The organism is Priestia filamentosa, from assembly GCF_900177535.1.
In the GTDB taxonomy this organism is placed as follows: domain Bacteria; phylum Bacillota; class Bacilli; order Bacillales; family Bacillaceae_H; genus Bacillus_I; species Bacillus_I filamentosa.
The window spans coordinates 49,177-66,136 of sequence record NZ_FXAJ01000001.1; the positions used below are offsets into that span (position 1 = coordinate 49,177).

The 16,960-nt window shown below is 36.5% G+C and carries 23 protein-coding genes; 22 read left to right on the forward strand and 1 reads right to left on the reverse strand.

Annotation, left to right across the window (positions count from 1 at the left end):
- Positions 1-7 precede the first annotated feature (7 nt).
- Positions 8-208 (reverse strand): hypothetical protein, encoded by a 201-nt coding sequence (locus tag B9N79_RS00335; RefSeq protein WP_061802287.1) that lies wholly within the window; start codon positions 206-208, stop codon positions 8-10.
- Positions 209-310: 102 nt separating this feature from the next.
- On the opposite strand from B9N79_RS00335, the gene B9N79_RS00340 reads away from it, so the two are divergent.
- The 22 genes from B9N79_RS00340 (at position 311) to copZ (ending at position 16,925) form a co-directional block, all read left to right on the forward strand.
- Positions 311-1,021 carry a pseudouridine synthase gene (locus B9N79_RS00340; protein ID WP_085117663.1) on the forward strand — a complete coding sequence of 237 codons (711 nt, stop codon included), beginning with the start codon at positions 311-313 and terminating at the stop codon, positions 1,019-1,021.
- Positions 1,022-1,341: 320 nt separating this feature from the next.
- Positions 1,342-2,109 (forward strand): ABC transporter ATP-binding protein, encoded by a 768-nt coding sequence (locus B9N79_RS00345; RefSeq protein WP_019391122.1) that lies wholly within the window; start codon positions 1,342-1,344, stop codon positions 2,107-2,109.
- Positions 2,110-2,120: 11 nt separating this feature from the next.
- Positions 2,121-3,101: an aliphatic sulfonate ABC transporter substrate-binding protein gene (locus B9N79_RS00350; RefSeq protein WP_085117665.1), complete on the forward strand. Its 981-nt coding sequence runs from the start codon at positions 2,121-2,123 to the stop codon at positions 3,099-3,101.
- The gene (locus B9N79_RS00355; protein WP_085117667.1) at positions 3,098-3,922 is read left to right on the forward strand and encodes an ABC transporter permease; all 825 of its coding nucleotides are present in this window, start codon (positions 3,098-3,100) and stop codon (positions 3,920-3,922) included. Before B9N79_RS00350 ends, B9N79_RS00355 begins: the two co-directional genes overlap by 4 nt.
- Positions 3,923-3,949: 27 nt before the next feature.
- Positions 3,950-5,095: an FMNH2-dependent alkanesulfonate monooxygenase gene (ssuD, locus tag B9N79_RS00360; RefSeq protein WP_085117669.1), complete on the forward strand. Its 1,146-nt coding sequence runs from the start codon at positions 3,950-3,952 to the stop codon at positions 5,093-5,095.
- Positions 5,096-5,162: 67 nt separating this feature from the next.
- Positions 5,163-6,062: a LysR family transcriptional regulator gene (locus B9N79_RS00365; RefSeq protein ID WP_040056959.1), complete on the forward strand. Its 900-nt coding sequence runs from the start codon at positions 5,163-5,165 to the stop codon at positions 6,060-6,062.
- Between the two features lie 142 nt (positions 6,063-6,204).
- A complete protein-coding gene (locus B9N79_RS00370; protein ID WP_085117671.1) occupies positions 6,205-7,221 on the forward strand; it encodes an MsnO8 family LLM class oxidoreductase in 1,017 nt (338 codons plus the stop codon).
- A complete protein-coding gene (locus tag B9N79_RS00375; protein WP_085117673.1) occupies positions 7,211-8,536 on the forward strand; it encodes an LLM class flavin-dependent oxidoreductase in 1,326 nt (441 codons plus the stop codon). Before B9N79_RS00370 ends, B9N79_RS00375 begins: the two co-directional genes overlap by 11 nt.
- Before the next feature lie 17 nt (positions 8,537-8,553).
- Positions 8,554-8,838, forward strand: coding sequence for a glutaredoxin family protein (locus tag B9N79_RS00380; protein WP_040056956.1), 285 nt, complete (start codon positions 8,554-8,556; stop codon positions 8,836-8,838).
- Positions 8,839-8,882: 44 nt separating this feature from the next.
- Positions 8,883-9,419: a GNAT family N-acetyltransferase gene (locus B9N79_RS00385; protein WP_046217918.1), complete on the forward strand. Its 537-nt coding sequence runs from the start codon at positions 8,883-8,885 to the stop codon at positions 9,417-9,419.
- Positions 9,416-10,228 carry an amino acid ABC transporter substrate-binding protein gene (locus B9N79_RS00390; protein ID WP_040056954.1) on the forward strand — a complete coding sequence of 271 codons (813 nt, stop codon included), beginning with the start codon at positions 9,416-9,418 and terminating at the stop codon, positions 10,226-10,228. Before B9N79_RS00385 ends, B9N79_RS00390 begins: the two co-directional genes overlap by 4 nt.
- A 16-nt stretch (positions 10,229-10,244) precedes the next feature.
- On the forward strand, positions 10,245-10,949 hold the full coding sequence (locus B9N79_RS00395) for an amino acid ABC transporter permease (protein ID WP_040056953.1): 705 nt from the start codon (positions 10,245-10,247) through the stop codon (positions 10,947-10,949).
- Between the two features lie 22 nt (positions 10,950-10,971).
- Positions 10,972-11,682: an amino acid ABC transporter permease gene (locus tag B9N79_RS00400; protein ID WP_040056952.1), complete on the forward strand. Its 711-nt coding sequence runs from the start codon at positions 10,972-10,974 to the stop codon at positions 11,680-11,682.
- Positions 11,679-12,467: an amino acid ABC transporter ATP-binding protein gene (locus B9N79_RS00405; RefSeq protein ID WP_040056951.1), complete on the forward strand. Its 789-nt coding sequence runs from the start codon at positions 11,679-11,681 to the stop codon at positions 12,465-12,467. Before B9N79_RS00400 ends, B9N79_RS00405 begins: the two co-directional genes overlap by 4 nt.
- A 75-nt stretch (positions 12,468-12,542) precedes the next feature.
- Positions 12,543-13,721, forward strand: a complete 1,179-nt coding sequence (locus tag B9N79_RS00410) for an amidohydrolase (RefSeq protein WP_239695481.1) — start codon at positions 12,543-12,545, stop codon at positions 13,719-13,721.
- A gap of 207 nt (positions 13,722-13,928) precedes the next feature.
- A complete protein-coding gene (locus B9N79_RS00415; RefSeq protein WP_046217916.1) occupies positions 13,929-14,357 on the forward strand; it encodes a riboflavin kinase in 429 nt (142 codons plus the stop codon).
- Complete coding sequence (locus B9N79_RS00420) at positions 14,302-14,628, forward strand: hypothetical protein (protein ID WP_019391137.1); 327 nt, start codon at positions 14,302-14,304, stop codon at positions 14,626-14,628. The genes B9N79_RS00415 and B9N79_RS00420 overlap by 56 nt, the downstream gene beginning before the upstream one ends.
- A gap of 17 nt (positions 14,629-14,645) precedes the next feature.
- Positions 14,646-15,191, forward strand: coding sequence for an NADPH-dependent FMN reductase (ssuE, locus tag B9N79_RS00425; RefSeq protein ID WP_040056949.1), 546 nt, complete (start codon positions 14,646-14,648; stop codon positions 15,189-15,191).
- A 179-nt stretch (positions 15,192-15,370) separates the two neighbouring features.
- Positions 15,371-15,796 carry an RrF2 family transcriptional regulator gene (locus tag B9N79_RS00430; protein WP_040056948.1) on the forward strand — a complete coding sequence of 142 codons (426 nt, stop codon included), beginning with the start codon at positions 15,371-15,373 and terminating at the stop codon, positions 15,794-15,796.
- A 241-nt stretch (positions 15,797-16,037) separates the two neighbouring features.
- Complete coding sequence (locus tag B9N79_RS00435; RefSeq protein WP_019391140.1) at positions 16,038-16,229, forward strand: YezD family protein; 192 nt, start codon at positions 16,038-16,040, stop codon at positions 16,227-16,229.
- A 148-nt stretch (positions 16,230-16,377) separates the two neighbouring features.
- Entirely contained in the window at positions 16,378-16,704 is a 327-nt protein-coding gene (locus tag B9N79_RS00440; RefSeq protein ID WP_019391141.1) for a metal-sensitive transcriptional regulator, read from the forward strand.
- 14 nt (positions 16,705-16,718) lie between these two features.
- Complete coding sequence (gene copZ, locus B9N79_RS00445) at positions 16,719-16,925, forward strand: copper chaperone CopZ (protein ID WP_019391142.1); 207 nt, start codon at positions 16,719-16,721, stop codon at positions 16,923-16,925.
- Positions 16,926-16,960 lie beyond the last annotated feature (35 nt).

Genomic DNA, 16,960 nt, shown 5'->3' on the forward strand with positions numbered 1-16,960 from the left:
TATGATTTTAGAAGTCTTCGTCTGTACCAAAGACTGAAAAACCGATTTGACGTTCAACACGACGAAGGCGTCGATTAAGTTGACGAAGTTTGCGATCGTGATCATTTAAACGATTTTCAATGCGATCAAGGCGTCGGTTGATGTTTGAAATAGTAGAGCCAGGGAAGAATCCTTGAGGCTGTTGGCGATAATAAGAATAAGGGTACATGAAAGTTCTCCTCTCTAATTGAGTTCACCATAAAGTATGAAAGTTATCTACAGGATGTATAGGCAGGAGTCTAAACTTTAAGAAGAATAGGAGGTATTTGTCATGAGAATTGACAAGCTTTTAGCGAATATTGGATATGGTAGTCGAAAAGAAGTAAAATCATTATTGAAATCAGGAGCTGTTAAAGTTGATGGAGTACCTGTAAAAGATGCGAAACAACATGTAAATCCTGATGAACAAGAGGTTACAGTTTATAACGAGGAAGTTGTATATCGAGAATTTATTTATCTTATGCTACATAAGCCACAAGGACTTATTTCAGCAACGGAAGATGTATCGCAACCAACTGTTGTTGATTTGTTAGAACCAGAAGATGCTGTTTTTGAACCTTTCCCAGTTGGGAGGCTTGATAAAGATACAGAAGGTCTTCTTTTATTAACAAACGATGGTAAGCTATCCCACCAGCTTCTTTCACCGAAAAAGCACGTCCCAAAAACGTACTTAGCTCACATTAACTCAGAAGTGACTGAAGAGGATGTGGAAGCTTTTAAAAACGGCGTAACACTTGATGATGGATATGTTACGAAACCAGGGGTGCTAGAGATTATCGAGAGTGGAGAAACGTCTGTTATTTATTTAACAATTACAGAAGGAAAGTTTCATCAAGTTAAGAGAATGTTTGAATCCGTAGGAAAAAAAGTAGTCTATCTCAAACGTCTCTCAATGGGAGAGCTAAAACTTGATGAAGAACTTGATCTTGGACAGTACCGTGAATTAACAGATGAAGAAGTGGCATTGTTAAAAGGAGAATAAAAGAGGAAAAAAGCCCTTAAACAATTTAAGGGCTTTTTAGATTTGAATTTTTTTAAAAAAAGGATTGACGAAGAAAGAAAATTTATATATTATAATCCCTATAGAATTAATTGGATATAAAATTATATATTTCTTATAGCTGATCGGAACACCGAAAGCACATGTTTCTTTTAAAGAAGCGTGTGCTTTTTTTGTTACCACTAAAGGAGTTGATGCTTTGTGAATGACTGTAAATATATATTGAAAAAGGCTGATCGGAACAACCGAAAGCTCTCTATCTTATTTAGATAGGGAGTTTTTTCATAAGGAGGAGAAGAAAAGTGGCAGTTTCAATTGTTGTAAATGAAAAAGCATTTATAAGTGATGAAAAGCGCAATGTAGTAATTGATGATATTAGCTTAGAAATTAAACAAGGTGAGTTTTTAACTATTATTGGGCCAAGCGGATGTGGAAAAAGCACACTATTAAAAATTATAGCTGGTCTTGATACTGATTATATGGGGAAAGTTCATATTGAAAACAGAAGGATTGTAGAGCCTGGAATCAATCAAGGATTTATTTTTCAAGAACACAGGTTGTTTCCATGGTTAACTGTTGAACAGAATATCGCAGCAGATTTGAATTTACGAGATTCAAAAGTGAAGCAAAAAGTAGCAGAGATTATTCAAATTGTTCGCTTAGATGGATATGAAAAAGCATATCCATCAGCACTGTCAGGAGGAATGTCTCAGCGTGTAGCTATTGCTCGCGCACTTATTCGCGAACCAGAGGTATTACTGCTCGATGAACCATTTGGGGCGCTTGATGCGTTCACGAGAAAGCATCTTCAAGATGTTTTGCTTCAAATTTGGCAGAAGAAAAAAATTACGATGATTTTAGTTACCCATGATATTGATGAGTCCATTTATTTAGGTACAAAGCTTGCGATTTTAAGATCAAAGCCAGGTGCACTTCAGAAAGTTATGCCTATTAAGCTTTCTTTTCCAAGAAATCGAACTGATTCATCTTTCCAGTATCTTCGTCAGGAAGTGTTAAAAGAGTTTGAAAAAACAAAAGAAGTGGTCTATGAACAAGGATCAGGAATTTAGGAGGGATTTCAATGAAGAAATGGTTGTTAGTAATAGCAGCTGCACTGTTGTTAACAGCTTGCTCTGCTAAAAGTTCAGCAGAACCAGGAAAATTAAAAGAGATTAATATTGGTATTCAACAAAGCCTAACACCACTATGGATTGCAAAAGAAAAGAAATGGTTTGAAGAAGCATTTGAAAAAGAAGGAATTAAAGTAAAATGGACAGAGTTCCAAAGTGGACCGCCTCAATTTGAAGGGATTGCAGGTGGAAAACTGGATGTGACACTAGTAGGAAATTCACCTGTTATTGGAGGGCAGGCTGGTGGTGTCCCATTTAAAGAAATTGCAATGACGTCAGATGGAGTGAAAGGCAATGCTATTTTAGTCAATAAAGACAGCAATATTAAGTCACTCAAAGATTTAAAAGGAAAGAAGATTGCTGTTGCAAAAGGAAGCAGTGGGTTTGACTTTCTCCACAAAGCATTAAAGAAAGCTGGGATTTCTCCTAAAGAGGTAGAAATTATTCAACTTCAGCCAGATGAAGCAATGCCTGCTTTTCAGAATGGATCTGTGGATGCGTGGTCAATATGGGAACCATTTATTTCACTTCAAATGATTGAACATGACGCTAAAATACTAGCAGATGGAGAAACGGTTGGTACATACTCTCCTAGTTTTGCAATTGCTAGAGAACAATTTATTAAAGATCACCCAAAGGAATTGGAAACATTTATGAAAGTGTACGACAAAACTGTAAAATGGCAGAATGCTCACAATGAAGAAGCTGTTGCAATTTATGCGAAGACGAAAAACTTAGATAAAAAAGTAGTGGCGAACGTCTTGAAAAATACAAAACAATTTAATGTTCCTATTTCAAAAGAAATTATTAAAGATCAGCAACATACGGCTGATTTCCAATATGAAATAGGCGCAATTAATAAAGAGATTGATGTATCCAAAGTAGTTGATAATACTTTCGTGAAAAAAGTAAGAGAGGAGGATGAAAAGTGAAAACAGCAGCCTACGTCCAAGTACAAAGAGAAGGGAAAACAAGAAAACTAAAGAGAAAAAGAAGTATACCGTTATGGATAAAGGGATGTGCTTTGCCAGCTGTTATCCTTGCTGTTTGGCAGTATATAGGGAGCATTGGGCTTGTTTCGGCTAATATCTTACCAACACCAATGGCTATTCTTTCTTCCTTTTATGAACTTACATTATCTGGAGAGCTTTTTAGTAATATGAAAATTAGTGTCATAAGAGCAGCGCTTGGTTTTCTACTTGGTGGTAGCCTTGGATTAATTTTTGGAATCTTAACAGGGTTTTCTAAAAAAACAGAGGCGTATATTGACCCAACTCTTCAAATGTTACGCACAGTTCCGCATTTAGCTGTAACACCGCTTTTTATTCTATGGTTCGGGTTTGATGAAATTTCCAAAGTATTATTAATTGCTCTTGGAGCGTTCTTTCCCATCTATATTAATACGTTTCTTGGAATAAGAAGTGTCGATACAAAATTGTTTGATGTTGCTAGAGTTTTAGAATTTAGTTTTAAAGATAAAATTACAAAGCTTATTCTCCCTGCTGCCATCCCTAATATTTTACTAGGTGTACGCTTATCACTTGGAATTGCTTGGCTTGGCCTGGTTGTAGCTGAGCTTATGGGTTCAAGCGCTGGGATTGGTTATATGATTATGGATGCGCGCTTATATTCATTAACGGATAAAGTGTTCGTGGGAATTATCATCTTTGCAGTTGTTGGAAAAGCAACAGACTCGCTTGTACGTTTGTTTGAACGAAAGTTATTAAAATGGCGAGATAGTTTCAAAGGTTAATAAAACAAATCTAAAGGAGCGATAAAAATGGAGATTTTATGGTTTATTCCAACGCATGGTGATGGTCGATATTTAGGAACACAAGTTGGAGGAAGAGAAGCTGATCATACTTATTTTCGTCAAGTTGCACAAGCAGCGGACAGATTAGGATATACGGGTGTTTTGATTCCAACAGGAAAGTCATGTGAAGACCCTTGGTTAACAGCAGCGGCCCTTGCAGCTGAGACGCAACGTCTAAAGTTTTTAGTAGCCGTTAGACCAGGTCTTATGCTTCCATCTGTTGCTGCTCGGATGACATCTACTCTTGATCGTATATCAAATGGTCGCCTGCTGATTAACGTTGTAACAGGGGGAGATCCGGTTGAGCTTGCAGGTGATGGTGTTTTCCTTTCGCATGATGAAAGATATGAAGCAACTGATGAATTTTTGAAAGTTTGGCGTAGTCTTTTAAAAGGAGATAAAGTTCATTTTGAAGGCAAGCATGTTTCTTCTCAAGGGGGAGAGCTTATCTTCCCACCTGTTCAACAACCAACACCACCTGTTTACTTTGGTGGATCCTCAGAAGCAGGGCAGAATGTGGCAGCAGAACATTCTGATGTGTACCTAACATGGGGAGAACCACCAGAACAAGTAAAGGAGAAGATAAAAAGCGTTCGCGAAAAAGCGGCTAAGGAAGGTCGAACAGTAAAGTTTGGTATTCGTCTTCACGTCATTGTACGTGAAACAAATGAAGAAGCATGGGCTACTGCTAATAAGCTTATTTCATATTTAGATGATGAGATTATTGAGCAAGCACAGCAACGGTTAAGTCGCCATGATTCCACAGGTCAAAATCGAATGGCTGATCTCCATAAGAAAGGAAAAGAAGCTGACTTAGAAATTAGTCCGAACTTATGGGCTGGAATTGGTCTCGTACGCGGGGGAGCGGGTACCGCTCTTGTTGGAGATGCTGAGACAGTTGCTGCAAGAATTAGAGAGTACCAAGAAATAGGAATTGAAAGCTTTATTTTCTCGGGGTATCCGCATTTAGAAGAATCTTATCGTTTTGCAGAGCTTGTTTTTCCACTCTTATCTTTCGGAATTGGCGAAGATATTGGACGTTCACGTGGAAACATTGGCGAAGCAATTGGAAATGATATTTTAGCGAAAGATATTAAAAAGCAGTTGATTTAAAAATTAATGATCAACAAAGTGCCTGAATAATTAAATTCAGGCGCTTTTTTAAAAGGAGAGAAAGAAGATGAATATTGATCACATAGAAGCTTTTATTTACGCGGTGCATCTAAACAGTATTCATAAAGCAGCGGATGCTTTATTTCTATCACAACCAACGGTAACGGCCCGAATAAAGACACTAGAGCGTGAACTTGGGCAAGCATTATTTAAACGAAGTGGAAGAGGAATTAAACTAACAGAAAAAGGGCGAGAATTTTTTTCGTATGCTGAACAAATTGTGCAAACATATGAAAAAGCGAAGAAGCAGCTTAGTAAAGAACTTATCCAAAAGGAAATAGTCATAGGAGCTAATCCTATCTCTTCCCAATACTTTATTCCTCATATTTTACCTTTGTGGAAGGAAGCTCTTCCTGATGTCCATTTTACATTTATAACGGCAACAAATGAGATACTTGTGGATCAACTAATTCGGAAAGAGATTCACATTGCCTTCTTAAAAGAAATGAGCCGCGATGCAATTTGTCAAAGTCCTGTACTTGATAATTCCGTTCACCTTGTTTGTCATCCAGATCATCCTTTGGCGAATAAGAAAAATATTAATGTGGGCGATTTATCCGAAGATTCTCTTGTCTTCTTTGAATGTGGTGCTTTTGATTGGAATAGAATTCATAAAATGTTTGAAGCGGCAAATGTTAGTCCTCGTATTGAATTTCGAATTGGTCATTTAGAAGTAGCTAAATCACTTATTCAACATAATAAAGGGATTGGGTTTTTACCTTCCTTATGTATAAAAGAAGAGCTAAAGAAAGGGACACTGGTTACGATTGAAACAGATCATATTTTAAATATAAAACAGCAAGTATATGGGACGTACTATGGAACAAACCCTCCTTATTTATGGGATCACCTTTGGAACGTAATCGAATCTTTTGAAGAAAAAAGCGAGCAAGCAGAAGCTATATAAATGTATTTATTTTTTCTATAAATACAATAAATCTTTCTATCATCAAAAGCATTTATTTTATGAAATGTAGATGATAGGATAAGTGTCAATTAGAAGAAACTTACTATCCTTATAAAAAAAGTTGGGTTAGGGAGATGAAAAGATGGAATACAAAATAAGTTTACTTGACCAAAGCCCTATATACGAAGGGGAAACGGCATTCCACGCTTTACAGAAAACAGTCGAGTTAGCACAAGAAGCAGAAAAATGGGGATATCATCGTTTTTGGGTTTCTGAACATCATAATGCAGAAAAGCTAGCGGGATCTTCACCAGAAGTGCTGATGGCTTACTTATTAGCAAAAACGAATAACATTCGGATTGGATCAGGCGGTGTTATGCTTCAGCATTACAGTCCGTATAAAGTAGCTGAGAACTTCAGTGTTTTATCGGCCTTAGCTCCGAAAAGAGTTGATTTAGGGATTGGCAAAGCCCCTGGTGGCTTACCCTTATCCACAAAAGCTTTACAATTTGGCACAGTGAATGATGGGGGAGATTTTGAAGAACGATTAAGTTTACTTTATGAGCTGTTAGAAAAAGAACTCCCACAAGGTCATCCGCTCGTTGAAGTGAATGTAATGCCAGAACCTCCTGAAAATCCTCGCTATTACTTGTTAGGGGCGAGTGCTAAAAGCGCTGAGATTGCTGCTAAGTTTGGCTGGAACTTTGTTTTTGCTAAATTTATTAATAGCGATTCTACAGCATGGACAGAAGCAGCGGAGGTATACAGAAGCTTATCACCAAACGGACATTTTGCGATGGCCATATCTGTATTTGCTGCAGATCATCAAAAAGAAGCGGAGGAACGTGTGAGCGATCAAACAATTTATAAAGTGGCTTTAGAAAGTGGTCGAATCGTCACCGTTAACTCTTTAGAACAAGCTGAAGGATTTGGACTGCAATCAGGTCAAGCGTACGAGATAAGAAAGCAGAAACTACAAACATTAGCAGGAACGCCTCAATATATTCATAGTGTTCTAAAGTACTATCACGAGCATTATGGTGTAAAAGAATTTATCTTTCATACTCCAATTGAAGACCGTCAAGCGAGAAAGTATTCATTTCACTTATTAAGTGCTGTACATTCTCTCAAAGAAAAGAGGAAAGAAAGTGTCTTCTAAAAAGCAAATAAAGTTTGGCGTTATGCTACATGGTCCAGGGGGACATATGAATGCATGGAAAGATCCATCTGTTCCAGCAGATGCGAGTGTAAATTTAAGCTACTATAAATCAATGATAGAGAAAGCAGAAGAAGCAGGATTCACGTTTGCATTTGTAGCTGACGGTTTATTTATTAATGAAAAATCAATTCCTCATTTTCTGAACCGTTTTGAACCAATTACGATTCTTTCAGCACTTGCAACTGTAACCTCAAAAATTGGCTTAGTTGGCACATTATCAACCTCTTATAGTGAACCATTTACAGTGTCAAGGCAGTTTGCTTCACTAGATAAAATTAGCGGAGGACGTGCTGGCTGGAATGTTGTGACATCTCCGTTAGAAGGGTCTGCTGAAAATTATAATAAAGGAGAGCATCCTTCTCATAAAAAACGTTATGAGATAGCTGATGAATATTTAAAAGTGGTAAAGGGACTTTGGGATTCCTGGGAGGATGATGCTTTTGTAAGGAATCGCGAAACAGGAGAATTTTTTGATCGAAACAAGCTTCATACATTAAATCATGAAGGGAAATTCTTCTCTGTAAAAGGTCCGCTTAATATTGAACGGTCAGAGCAAGGTCAGCCCGTTATTTTTCAAGCAGGAGCTTCTGAAAGAGGAAAGAATTTAGCTGCGAAAGAAGCAGACGCTGTATTTACAAATGCAGGATCTTTAGAAGAGGCACAAGCATATTACCAAGATATAAAAAACAAAGCAAAAACGTTTGGTAGGGATGAAGAAGACATAAAAGTATTTCCCGGTATCCACCCTATTGTTGGAGCTACTGTTGAAGAAGCAGAAGAAAAGTACAAAGAGATTCAAAACCTAGTTTCAATTGAAGAAGCATTAAACTATCTAGGGCGTTTCTTTGATCATTTTGATTTTAGTGTCTATCCATTAGATGAACCATTTCCTGACATCGGAAACATTGGTCAAAATAGCTTTCGTTCTACAACAGATAAAATTAAGCAGCGAGCCCGAGAGAAAAATCAAACATTACGAGAAGTAGCATTGGAAGTAACAACCCCAAAAAGTGCTTTATTTGGAACTTATGAAGAAGTAGCAGAAAAACTAATTGCGTGGGTTGAACAAAGCGGAGCTGATGGTTTTATTTTAGGGTCATCTGTTCTTGCAAGTGGTTTGGACGATTTCACAGAGCGTGTTCTTCCTATTGTAGAAAGCAAGGGATACTATAGTCGTCAATATGAAGGGCATACATTACGAACAAATTTAGGTCTTCCATTTAAGGAAAATCAATATATAAAACAAAAAGTTTAATAAGGGAGGAAATAAGCATGTCAAATTCATTTTCAGTTGTTGTTTGGTCAAAGAAAGGGTGCCATTATTGCACAGAGGTAAAAGAATATTTAAATAACCACAACATAGCTTATCAGGATATTGATGTAACAAATGATGATGACCGTCGTGATATTTTAGATATCAAATATGGAGTGCGTCACGTTCCAGTTGTTGAAATTGGAAAAGGTGAAGTGTATGAAGCTGTTACAAAAGTTGGTATTCAATATGTGCAAGAAGCCATTGATCGTATTAAAAAAGAAAAGGATTCTTTATTGTCTTAAAACCAACTAAATTTATCGATTTAATAGATAAAGGGGGAAATGTGATGGAAGATGTTATTCGCCTTGCAGAAACTGAAGATGTAGATCAAGTCCATGCTCTAACATTACAAGCTTACGCACCAATCCGTGAATTGAATATTAAGTTTTCAGCAGCAACAGCTGCTAGAGATCTTGTGGTTGAGAACATAACAAGGAATGCCTCTTATGTACTAGAGAGGGATGGAGAAATTGCGGCAACTGTGACTGTTCAATATCCTTGGACGCACCCAGAGCATATCGTCCCATACCCTTTTATTTGGTGGTTTGCTGTCCATCCAAAGTTTAAACGAAAAGGTGTTGGCTCTAAATTGCTTTCTTATGTAGAAGAGAAAATACTCGGAGAGCAAGCCAAAGCACCGGCTGTTTATTTGGCTACGGCTAAGCGCCACCCGTGGCTTGTGGAAATCTATGAACGACGGGGATATCAAGCTTTTCAAGAAAAAGTGCATGAAGGAGATGATATTGTCTTTCTTCGGAAAGTGCTAAACCCATCCCTTTATAACTTATTAGATCATCATGTAGGAATAGGAGAACAAAGATGAAGAAAAAGGCAGGTCTATTTTTAGCTCTTGTATTTACTTTACTAACAACGGCATGCTCGCAAGTTGAGAAAGTAAGGTCTGATGGAGAAAATAAGGAAAAGGTTCAAAAAATCATTGTTGGAACAGGAACACAGTTTCCAAACGTATGCTTCATCGATGACAATGGGAAACTTACAGGCTATGATGTGGAGCTTGTGCGCGAGATTGATAAAAAACTACCGGAATATGAATTTGAATTTAAAACAATGGATTTTTCTAATCTTTTGTTAAGTTTAGAAACAAATAAGATTGATTTTATTGCGCATCAAATGGAAGTGAACAAAGAGCGTGAGGAAAAGTTTCTTTTTAGCAAGGAGCCTTATAATATTTTCCCGCTACAAGTAGCAGTGAATGAGAAAAATAAAGACATCAAGTCTATTAAAGACTTGAAAGGGAAAAAAGTCATTGTAAGTGCAACAAGTAACTCAGCTGTTTTCATCGAAAAGTACAATAAAGAGCATAATGGAGGAATTAATATCGTTTATTCTGGCCAAGGATCTGACGATACGATTAACCAAATCCGTACAGGGCGTGCAGATGCAACTATTCATACCCCATTTGGAGTGAAATTGCAGAATGAACAGGCTAATGCAGAATTAAAAGTAGTAGGAGATCCTGTTCAAAATTCTAAAGTGTATTTTATGTTACGAAAAGGGGAAACAAAGCTTCAAAAGCGAATTGATGAAGCGGTAGCTGAACTAAAGAAAGAGGGAGAAGTCAGCAAATTAAGCAAGAAATGGCTTGGTGAAGATTATACAGTAGACTTCTAACGAGGAGGAAAGCAAGGTGGGTAAAGCATTTGATTTCACTTTAATTTGGACTTTTCTATCACAGCTTATTCCCTATCTATACGTTACGCTTGAAATCGTAGCCTTTTCAACAATTGCTGGAGTAATAATAGGGGTGGTAGCCGCCATCCCTAGAATTTTTAAGATTCCTTTCCTTTCTCAGCTTGTTGTACTCTATGCTTCCTTTGTGCGAGGAACCCCAATTTTAATTCAGCTGTTTCTAGTATTCTATGGAATTCCGGCTTTCATATTGTTATTTGGATGGGACGTTTCAAAAGTTAATCCGATGTATTTTGTGACGATTACGTACTCTCTTAGCAATGGAGCTGTTTTTTCTGAAATTTTCCGGAGTGCAATTAGAGCTGTTGACAGAGGACAGACAGAAGCTGCTTTATCTATTGGGATGAGCGATACACAAAATTTTATACGAATTGTAATTCCCCAAGCATTAGGAATAGCCCTTCCTAACATGGCAAACACAGTAATTGGATCCTTAAAGGATACATCCCTTGCTTTCACAATTGGTGTAATGGATATGGTTGGACGAGGAGAAGCATTGGTTGCATCTTCTATGCACGCTCTAGAAGTATATATAGCTCTCTCTGTTATCTACTATGGAGTTGTATGGGTGATGGAAAGAGGCTTTCAATTGTTTGAAAAACGAGCAAATCGATATAAACCAAGCGTCATGAAATCAACTTAAAAAGCAGGGAAGGAAGAATAAAATGACAATTGATATCCCGTTTATTTGGACAGCGTTAACGGAAATTATCAAGGCCCTGCCGATTACCTTAATGCTAACCCTTATTCCTTTATGTGCAGGCTTTCTTCTCGGGTTAATTTTAGCTATTATTCGGATTTATAAGGTGAGGATATTAGCACCATTTGCGGAAATGTATGTTTCTTTTTTAAGGGGAACACCTATTATTATGCATGTTATGTTGATTTACTTTGGCCTTCCTCTTCTTATTGATAAAGGGATGAAAGAAATGGACATGCATGTACAAACAAATGCTATTCCTGTTTCTTTATTTGTTCTTTTTGCTTTGTCACTGAGTGCAGGAGCCTATTTATCGGAAACAATCCGATCGGGTATTGTCAGTCTTCCAAAAGGTCAAGTAGAAGCTGCATACGCCACAGGCATGACAACTTTTCAAGTGATGAGATGTATCATCTTACCACAAGCTTTTGCTAGTTCTATTCCTAACTTTACCAATGTTTTTGTTGGCTTTTTGCATACATCATCAATTGCTTTTATCGTTTCTCAAAAAGAGATAACAGGGGCAGCAAATATCGTGGCATCTACAAATTTAAAGTTTCTAGAAGCCTTTATTGCAGCAGGGATGATTTACTGGGGATTAACTATTCTTATAGAAGTGTTATCATCTTGGATTGAACAAAGGGTGTATTCATATGCAAAAGGAGGAGTTCGGTGATTAAATTATCTGGAATTAAAAAATCGTTTGGAGATCAAGAGATATTAAAAGACATTAGTCTTAAGGTGGAGCATGGGAAAGTTGTGGCAATCCTTGGACCGAGTGGATCTGGCAAAACAACGTTGTTACGGTGCCTGAATTATCTTGAAAAACCAGATGAAGGCACTGTATCTGTTGGAGAGATAAGTTTAAATGCTCACAGCGTTCGGAAAAAGGAGATTATTGCGCTGCGCAGACAATCTGCAATGGTTTTTCAACATTACAACTTATTTTCCCATAAAACTGTGCTTCAAAACGTAATGGAAGGGCTTGTTGTTGTTCATAAAATGAAAAAATCAATCGCTAAAGAGCAAAGCAAACAAATGCTTACTAAAGTAGGGCTAGAAGATAAACTTCACCATTATCCAAGCCAGCTTTCAGGTGGGCAACAACAGCGAGTAGGAATTGCAAGAGCTCTTGCTCTTAACCCAAAAGTTATTTTATTCGATGAACCTACATCTGCCCTTGATCCTGAACTAGTCGGAGAAGTGCTTTCCGTTATTAAAGAAATTGCTAGAGAAGGAATTACAATGATTATCGTCACACATGAGATGAACTTTGCAAGAGAAGTAGCTGACTATGTTCTATTTATGGACGAAGGAGTCATCGTTGAAGAAGGAGTCCCAGAGCAACTATTTTATAAACCAAACGAAGAACGAACAATACGCTTTCTAAAAAGACTTGAAGGTAATGATTACAGGAATCAAGATCATATTGTAAAAGAAGTACATCAACATGCTTTATAAACAGAGGGTTAGGGTTTAAAAGAGATTATTCAAAAGAGTTTTCAAATCAAGACATTCTTGTGAAATGCTTTCGTTATGATTTATATAAAGGAGGAGAGGAAAATGAATGCCAAAGTTCTTGAGGAACGTCTCATTCATATTTATAGGCATTTACATCAATACCCTGAACTTTCTCATGAAGAATTTGAAACAACAAGTAGAATTAAAGAATGGCTAATAGACAAAGGTATTCGCTTGGAAGAGACAGCTTTAAAAACAGGAGTTGTTGCAAACATCGGAAATAATGAGGGACCTGTTGTGGCCATTAGAGCAGATATTGATGCTTTATCCATTCAAGAGAATACCGACCTTTCATATGCTTCGCAAATACCTGGAAAAATGCACGCATGCGGTCATGATTTTCATACAGCAGCTGCTATTGGAGCAGCCTATTTATTAAAAAAAGAAGAAGAACAACTGAGAGGCAGTGTTCGTTTCTTATTTCAACCTGCTGAAGAATACGGAGCTGGAGCAGAAAAGGTTATTAAAGCAGGCCATTTAGAAGATGTAGAAGGTATTATTGGCCTTCATAACAAGCCTGACCTACAAGTCGGTACAATAGGAATTAAAAGAGGCCCATTGATGGCGGCTGTTGATCGTTTTAAAGTTGTGATCAATGGAAAAGGAGCACATGCAGCTCTTCCTCATAACGGAAGCGATCCAATTGTAGCATCAGCTCACATAATTACAGCTTTACAAACCGTTGTAAGCCGAAATGTTTCTCCGTTAAAAAGTGCGGTTGTGAGTGTAACAAGAATAGAGGGAGGAAATACCTGGAATGTTATTCCGAACTCTGTTACGATTGAGGGAACAGTGAGAACATTTGATAAGGAAGTGCGTGTACATGTCAAAGAACGTTTCTACACAATTTTAGAAAATATATTTAATACATTTCTAATGGAGGGAGATATCAAGTGGTATGAAGGACCGCCGCCGCTGATTAATCACTGCAGCATACTTGAAGCAATAGAGTCTGGAGCCAAAAGTGCTGAACTAAAAGTTATTGAACCAGAGCTTTCAACGGCAGGAGAAGACTTTGCTCATTACCTAGAGAAAGTACCGGGGGCTTTTGCGTTTTTAGGAACAAGTGGAACAGAAGATTGGCATCATCCTTCTTTTACAATAAACGAAAAAGCATTAATAAAAGGAGCTTATTTCTTGTATAGCAGTGCTAAATACCTTTTGCAACAACAGCATGATGTATTGAAAATCTAACTATAATGTATAAAAAAACCTAATGAGAAGAGGAGAATTTATAAAAAGAAAAAAGAAGTGAAAATTTTATTCCTACTTTACAAATAGGAATAATTGATTTAATATAAACGTAATCTAATATTTGCCGGCTAGAAAACTAGAGGTCTTTGGTGTGTAGATACTACGCATCAAAGGCCTTTTCTTATTTCAAAGGAAAGGGTGATAAGGATGGAAACTAAGAAAAAGGTACAGTGGATTAGCAAGCAAGAGTTTGGTGGAGAAGTAATTCATGGTATGAAGATTGGAAGAAAGCTTGGATTTCCCACAGCTAATGTAGCTTCTTCATCTCCCTCGCTTCAAAATGGAGTTTATGGTGTGCAAGTTCATTTAAATTCCAAAAAGTACGAAGGTATTATGAACATAGGATTCAAACCAACGATAGGGTCTGACCTTAAACATACAATTGAAATTCACCTCCTAAATTTTGAAGGAGACTTATATGGTCAACATTTAAAATGCATTCCTCTTTTCTACATCCGCTCTGAACAAAAATTTTCTTCACTTCACTCACTTCTTAAACAAATAAAGGAGGACAAAGAATATGCAAGAGTTGTATTCAGAAGCGAAAATATCGATCAAAACAAGCGAATATCTTAACTTACCAAATATACATTTTTATAATTGGTGCTATCAAAGGTACGGTCTTAACCGAGGCACATTCAATACAATTGAAGACTGGCTTTATAATCACGGTGTTATTAATGTTCTTTCTCGTCGTATCTATTTATTAGCATTTTTAAATTATCTTGAAGAAAAAGGGATAAAAAAAGGAAGTACAAAGTATTTGAAGTTTGGGCAAGGAGGGTTAGCAAGAAAGTTTCATGATTTTTTAAATATCCTTGAAGAAAATCCATTAAGCAAGTATTAAAGAAAGGGGATAATAACATGACAAATGCAGTGATCATCTATGGAGGAAACAGTAAAAAATCACGTTTAAAAGGATTATTTGATAAAGCAGAGCAGTATTTTAAGAAAGAGAATGTTTTAACTGAAACAGTTTTTGTTTCAGAATTACCTGCAGAGGATTTGATTTCAGCTAATTTTCATAGCCAAGAAATTATAAAGGCTAACGAAAAGGTAGCAAATGCTCACATTGTTGTTGTCCTTACACCTGTTTATAAAGCTGCTTATACAGGTATTTTAAAAACCTATTTAGATTTGTTACCACAGAAAGGACTACAGGGAAAAACGGTTGTTCCACTTGTACTAGGAGGTTCTTTTGGACATCTACTTTCTATTGATTATGCAATAAAACCTGTACTATCAGCCCTTGGAGCAACAAATATTTTAAGCGGAGCATATGTTATAGACATACAAGTGGAGAAAGTAAACAGTGAACATTACGCTATTGAAGATGAGATAAGTGAACGTATTGATAAGTTATTAGCTTTATCTATTAATGAGGAAAAACGCACCATTCCTGTGAATTAATAAAATGTGCTTTCATTTATACACGTAATATGAAAACGAGATGCTCTTCTTTAGTCGTTAAGGCGAAATTCTTAACGACTTTTTACATCTAGAGATTTATTTTAGGGTAGACAATAAATCAGGAAATAGATATAATTATACTAATTCCGATAGGTATAATAAGTTTTAGGGGTGGGAATATGAAAGTCTCCAGTAAAGGCGAGTATGCACTGCGTGCTCTTATTGTTCTTGGTCAGAAGAAAGAGCTTATGTCTATCAGTGATATTTCTGATGCAACACTTGTTACAGTAAAATATTTGGAAAAAATTTTACTTACCCTTAAGAAACTAGGATACGTAGAGAGTAAACGTGGTATACACGGAGGTTACTTCTTAAGTCAACAGCCTGAAGACATTAACATTGGTGAAGTCATTCGAAAAATTGAAGGGCCTCTTTCTCCAATGAGCTGTGCTAGTGTAACAGCTTATGAACCTTGTGCACTTGAAAAGACCTGCTTATTAAAGCCACTTTGGACTCTTGTTCGAGACACAATTGCATATGTACTTGAACAAACTACGCTTGATGATTTATTAAAAGGAAATTTAAAACCTATCCAATTAAATTAACTACAAATTTTGTCTTTTTTTAGAAAACAGGTAGACATCATTTCATGAATAGGCTATAATCCAATTAATCATACAAAACCAATTGAATTACTAAGTTATAAAACTACATACTAAAAGATGCCGATTAGACAACTAAAGGCTCCTTCTTATCTAATTCCAATTAATGGTGTGTAGATGAAAGGAGTCTTTTTTATTTAAAACTCGACTGAATTAGTCGAGATTAAAAATGGAGGGATTTTCTATGGGAGAAAAGCAAATTGACCAACAGTGGATTGATCGTATTGTGCAGTCACTTCAAGGCATTGAATATGGGTCAGTGGAGATTGTTGTTCATGATTCACAAATTACTCAAATCGACAGATTAGAAAAGCAGCGTTTTCCTCTACAAAAGAAACAACAAACAGGAAAGTTAAAAGAAGTGAAATTTAAATAATATTGCTTAAAATAAGAGCTTTAAAGCTCTTATTTTTTGTTTTTATAGATAAAAAGGTGTAGAAAAGGGAAGATAAAAAAATAGAAGCTTTATTCTTTACATAGGGTAGGGGGGTATGTTAATCTCAAAATAGAAAGGGGGAGAATAATTGAAAGAAGAGAAAGTTGTAGAAGAAAATCTTTGTCATATTTCAACTGAGCGAAGAAGTCATCATTCTGAAGAAGTAAAAAAGAATTTAACAAGTCGCTTAAATCGTGTTGAAGGTCAGATCCGTGGCATTAAAGGATTGATTGATAAAGATACGTATTGTGATGACGTAATTACACAAATTGCAGCTGCTCAATCAGCTTTAAATAGTGTCAGTAAAATATTGCTTGAAGGTCATTTAAAACATTGCGTGGTAGAGCGTGTTAAAAATGATGATCCAGAAATTATTGATGAGTTATTAACAACAATGAAGAGATTAATGAAATAAAGGAGATGGAGAACATGGAAAAAGTAACTTTAAACGTTGAAGGCATGTCATGTAACCACTGTGTAAAAGCAATTGAAAGCAGCGTTGGAGAACTTAATGGAGTAGAAAAAGTAGACGTAAACTTGAATGAAAAAGCTGTAACAGTTGAATTTGATAAAGATAAAGCAACACTTGATGAAATTAAAGAAACAATTGATGACCAAGGCTATGATGTGAAATAAATAAATAGCGTACGAGATTTCGTACGCTATTTTTC

What these genes read in the sequence shown, in the direction of transcription:
- B9N79_RS00335 (WP_061802287.1), bottom strand. Translation starts at nt 208, where the DNA reads ATGTACCCTTATTCTTATTATCGCCAACAGCCTCAAGGATTCTTCCCT.
- B9N79_RS00340 (WP_085117663.1), top strand. Translation starts at nt 311, where the DNA reads ATGAGAATTGACAAGCTTTTAGCGAATATTGGATATGGTAGTCGAAAA.
- B9N79_RS00350 (WP_085117665.1), top strand. Translation starts at nt 2,121, where the DNA reads ATGAAGAAATGGTTGTTAGTAATAGCAGCTGCACTGTTGTTAACAGCT.
- ssuD (WP_085117669.1), top strand. Translation starts at nt 3,950, where the DNA reads ATGGAGATTTTATGGTTTATTCCAACGCATGGTGATGGTCGATATTTA.
- B9N79_RS00365 (WP_040056959.1), top strand. Translation starts at nt 5,163, where the DNA reads ATGAATATTGATCACATAGAAGCTTTTATTTACGCGGTGCATCTAAAC.
- B9N79_RS00370 (WP_085117671.1), top strand. Translation starts at nt 6,205, where the DNA reads ATGGAATACAAAATAAGTTTACTTGACCAAAGCCCTATATACGAAGGG.
- B9N79_RS00380 (WP_040056956.1), top strand. Translation starts at nt 8,554, where the DNA reads ATGTCAAATTCATTTTCAGTTGTTGTTTGGTCAAAGAAAGGGTGCCAT.
- B9N79_RS00385 (WP_046217918.1), top strand. Translation starts at nt 8,883, where the DNA reads ATGGAAGATGTTATTCGCCTTGCAGAAACTGAAGATGTAGATCAAGTC.
- B9N79_RS00390 (WP_040056954.1), top strand. Translation starts at nt 9,416, where the DNA reads ATGAAGAAAAAGGCAGGTCTATTTTTAGCTCTTGTATTTACTTTACTA.
- B9N79_RS00400 (WP_040056952.1), top strand. Translation starts at nt 10,972, where the DNA reads ATGACAATTGATATCCCGTTTATTTGGACAGCGTTAACGGAAATTATC.
- B9N79_RS00410 (WP_239695481.1), top strand. Translation starts at nt 12,543, where the DNA reads ATGATTTATATAAAGGAGGAGAGGAAAATGAATGCCAAAGTTCTTGAG.
- B9N79_RS00415 (WP_046217916.1), top strand. Translation starts at nt 13,929, where the DNA reads ATGGAAACTAAGAAAAAGGTACAGTGGATTAGCAAGCAAGAGTTTGGT.
- B9N79_RS00420 (WP_019391137.1), top strand. Translation starts at nt 14,302, where the DNA reads ATGCAAGAGTTGTATTCAGAAGCGAAAATATCGATCAAAACAAGCGAA.
- ssuE (WP_040056949.1), top strand. Translation starts at nt 14,646, where the DNA reads ATGACAAATGCAGTGATCATCTATGGAGGAAACAGTAAAAAATCACGT.
- B9N79_RS00430 (WP_040056948.1), top strand. Translation starts at nt 15,371, where the DNA reads ATGAAAGTCTCCAGTAAAGGCGAGTATGCACTGCGTGCTCTTATTGTT.
- B9N79_RS00435 (WP_019391140.1), top strand. Translation starts at nt 16,038, where the DNA reads ATGGGAGAAAAGCAAATTGACCAACAGTGGATTGATCGTATTGTGCAG.
- copZ (WP_019391142.1), top strand. Translation starts at nt 16,719, where the DNA reads ATGGAAAAAGTAACTTTAAACGTTGAAGGCATGTCATGTAACCACTGT.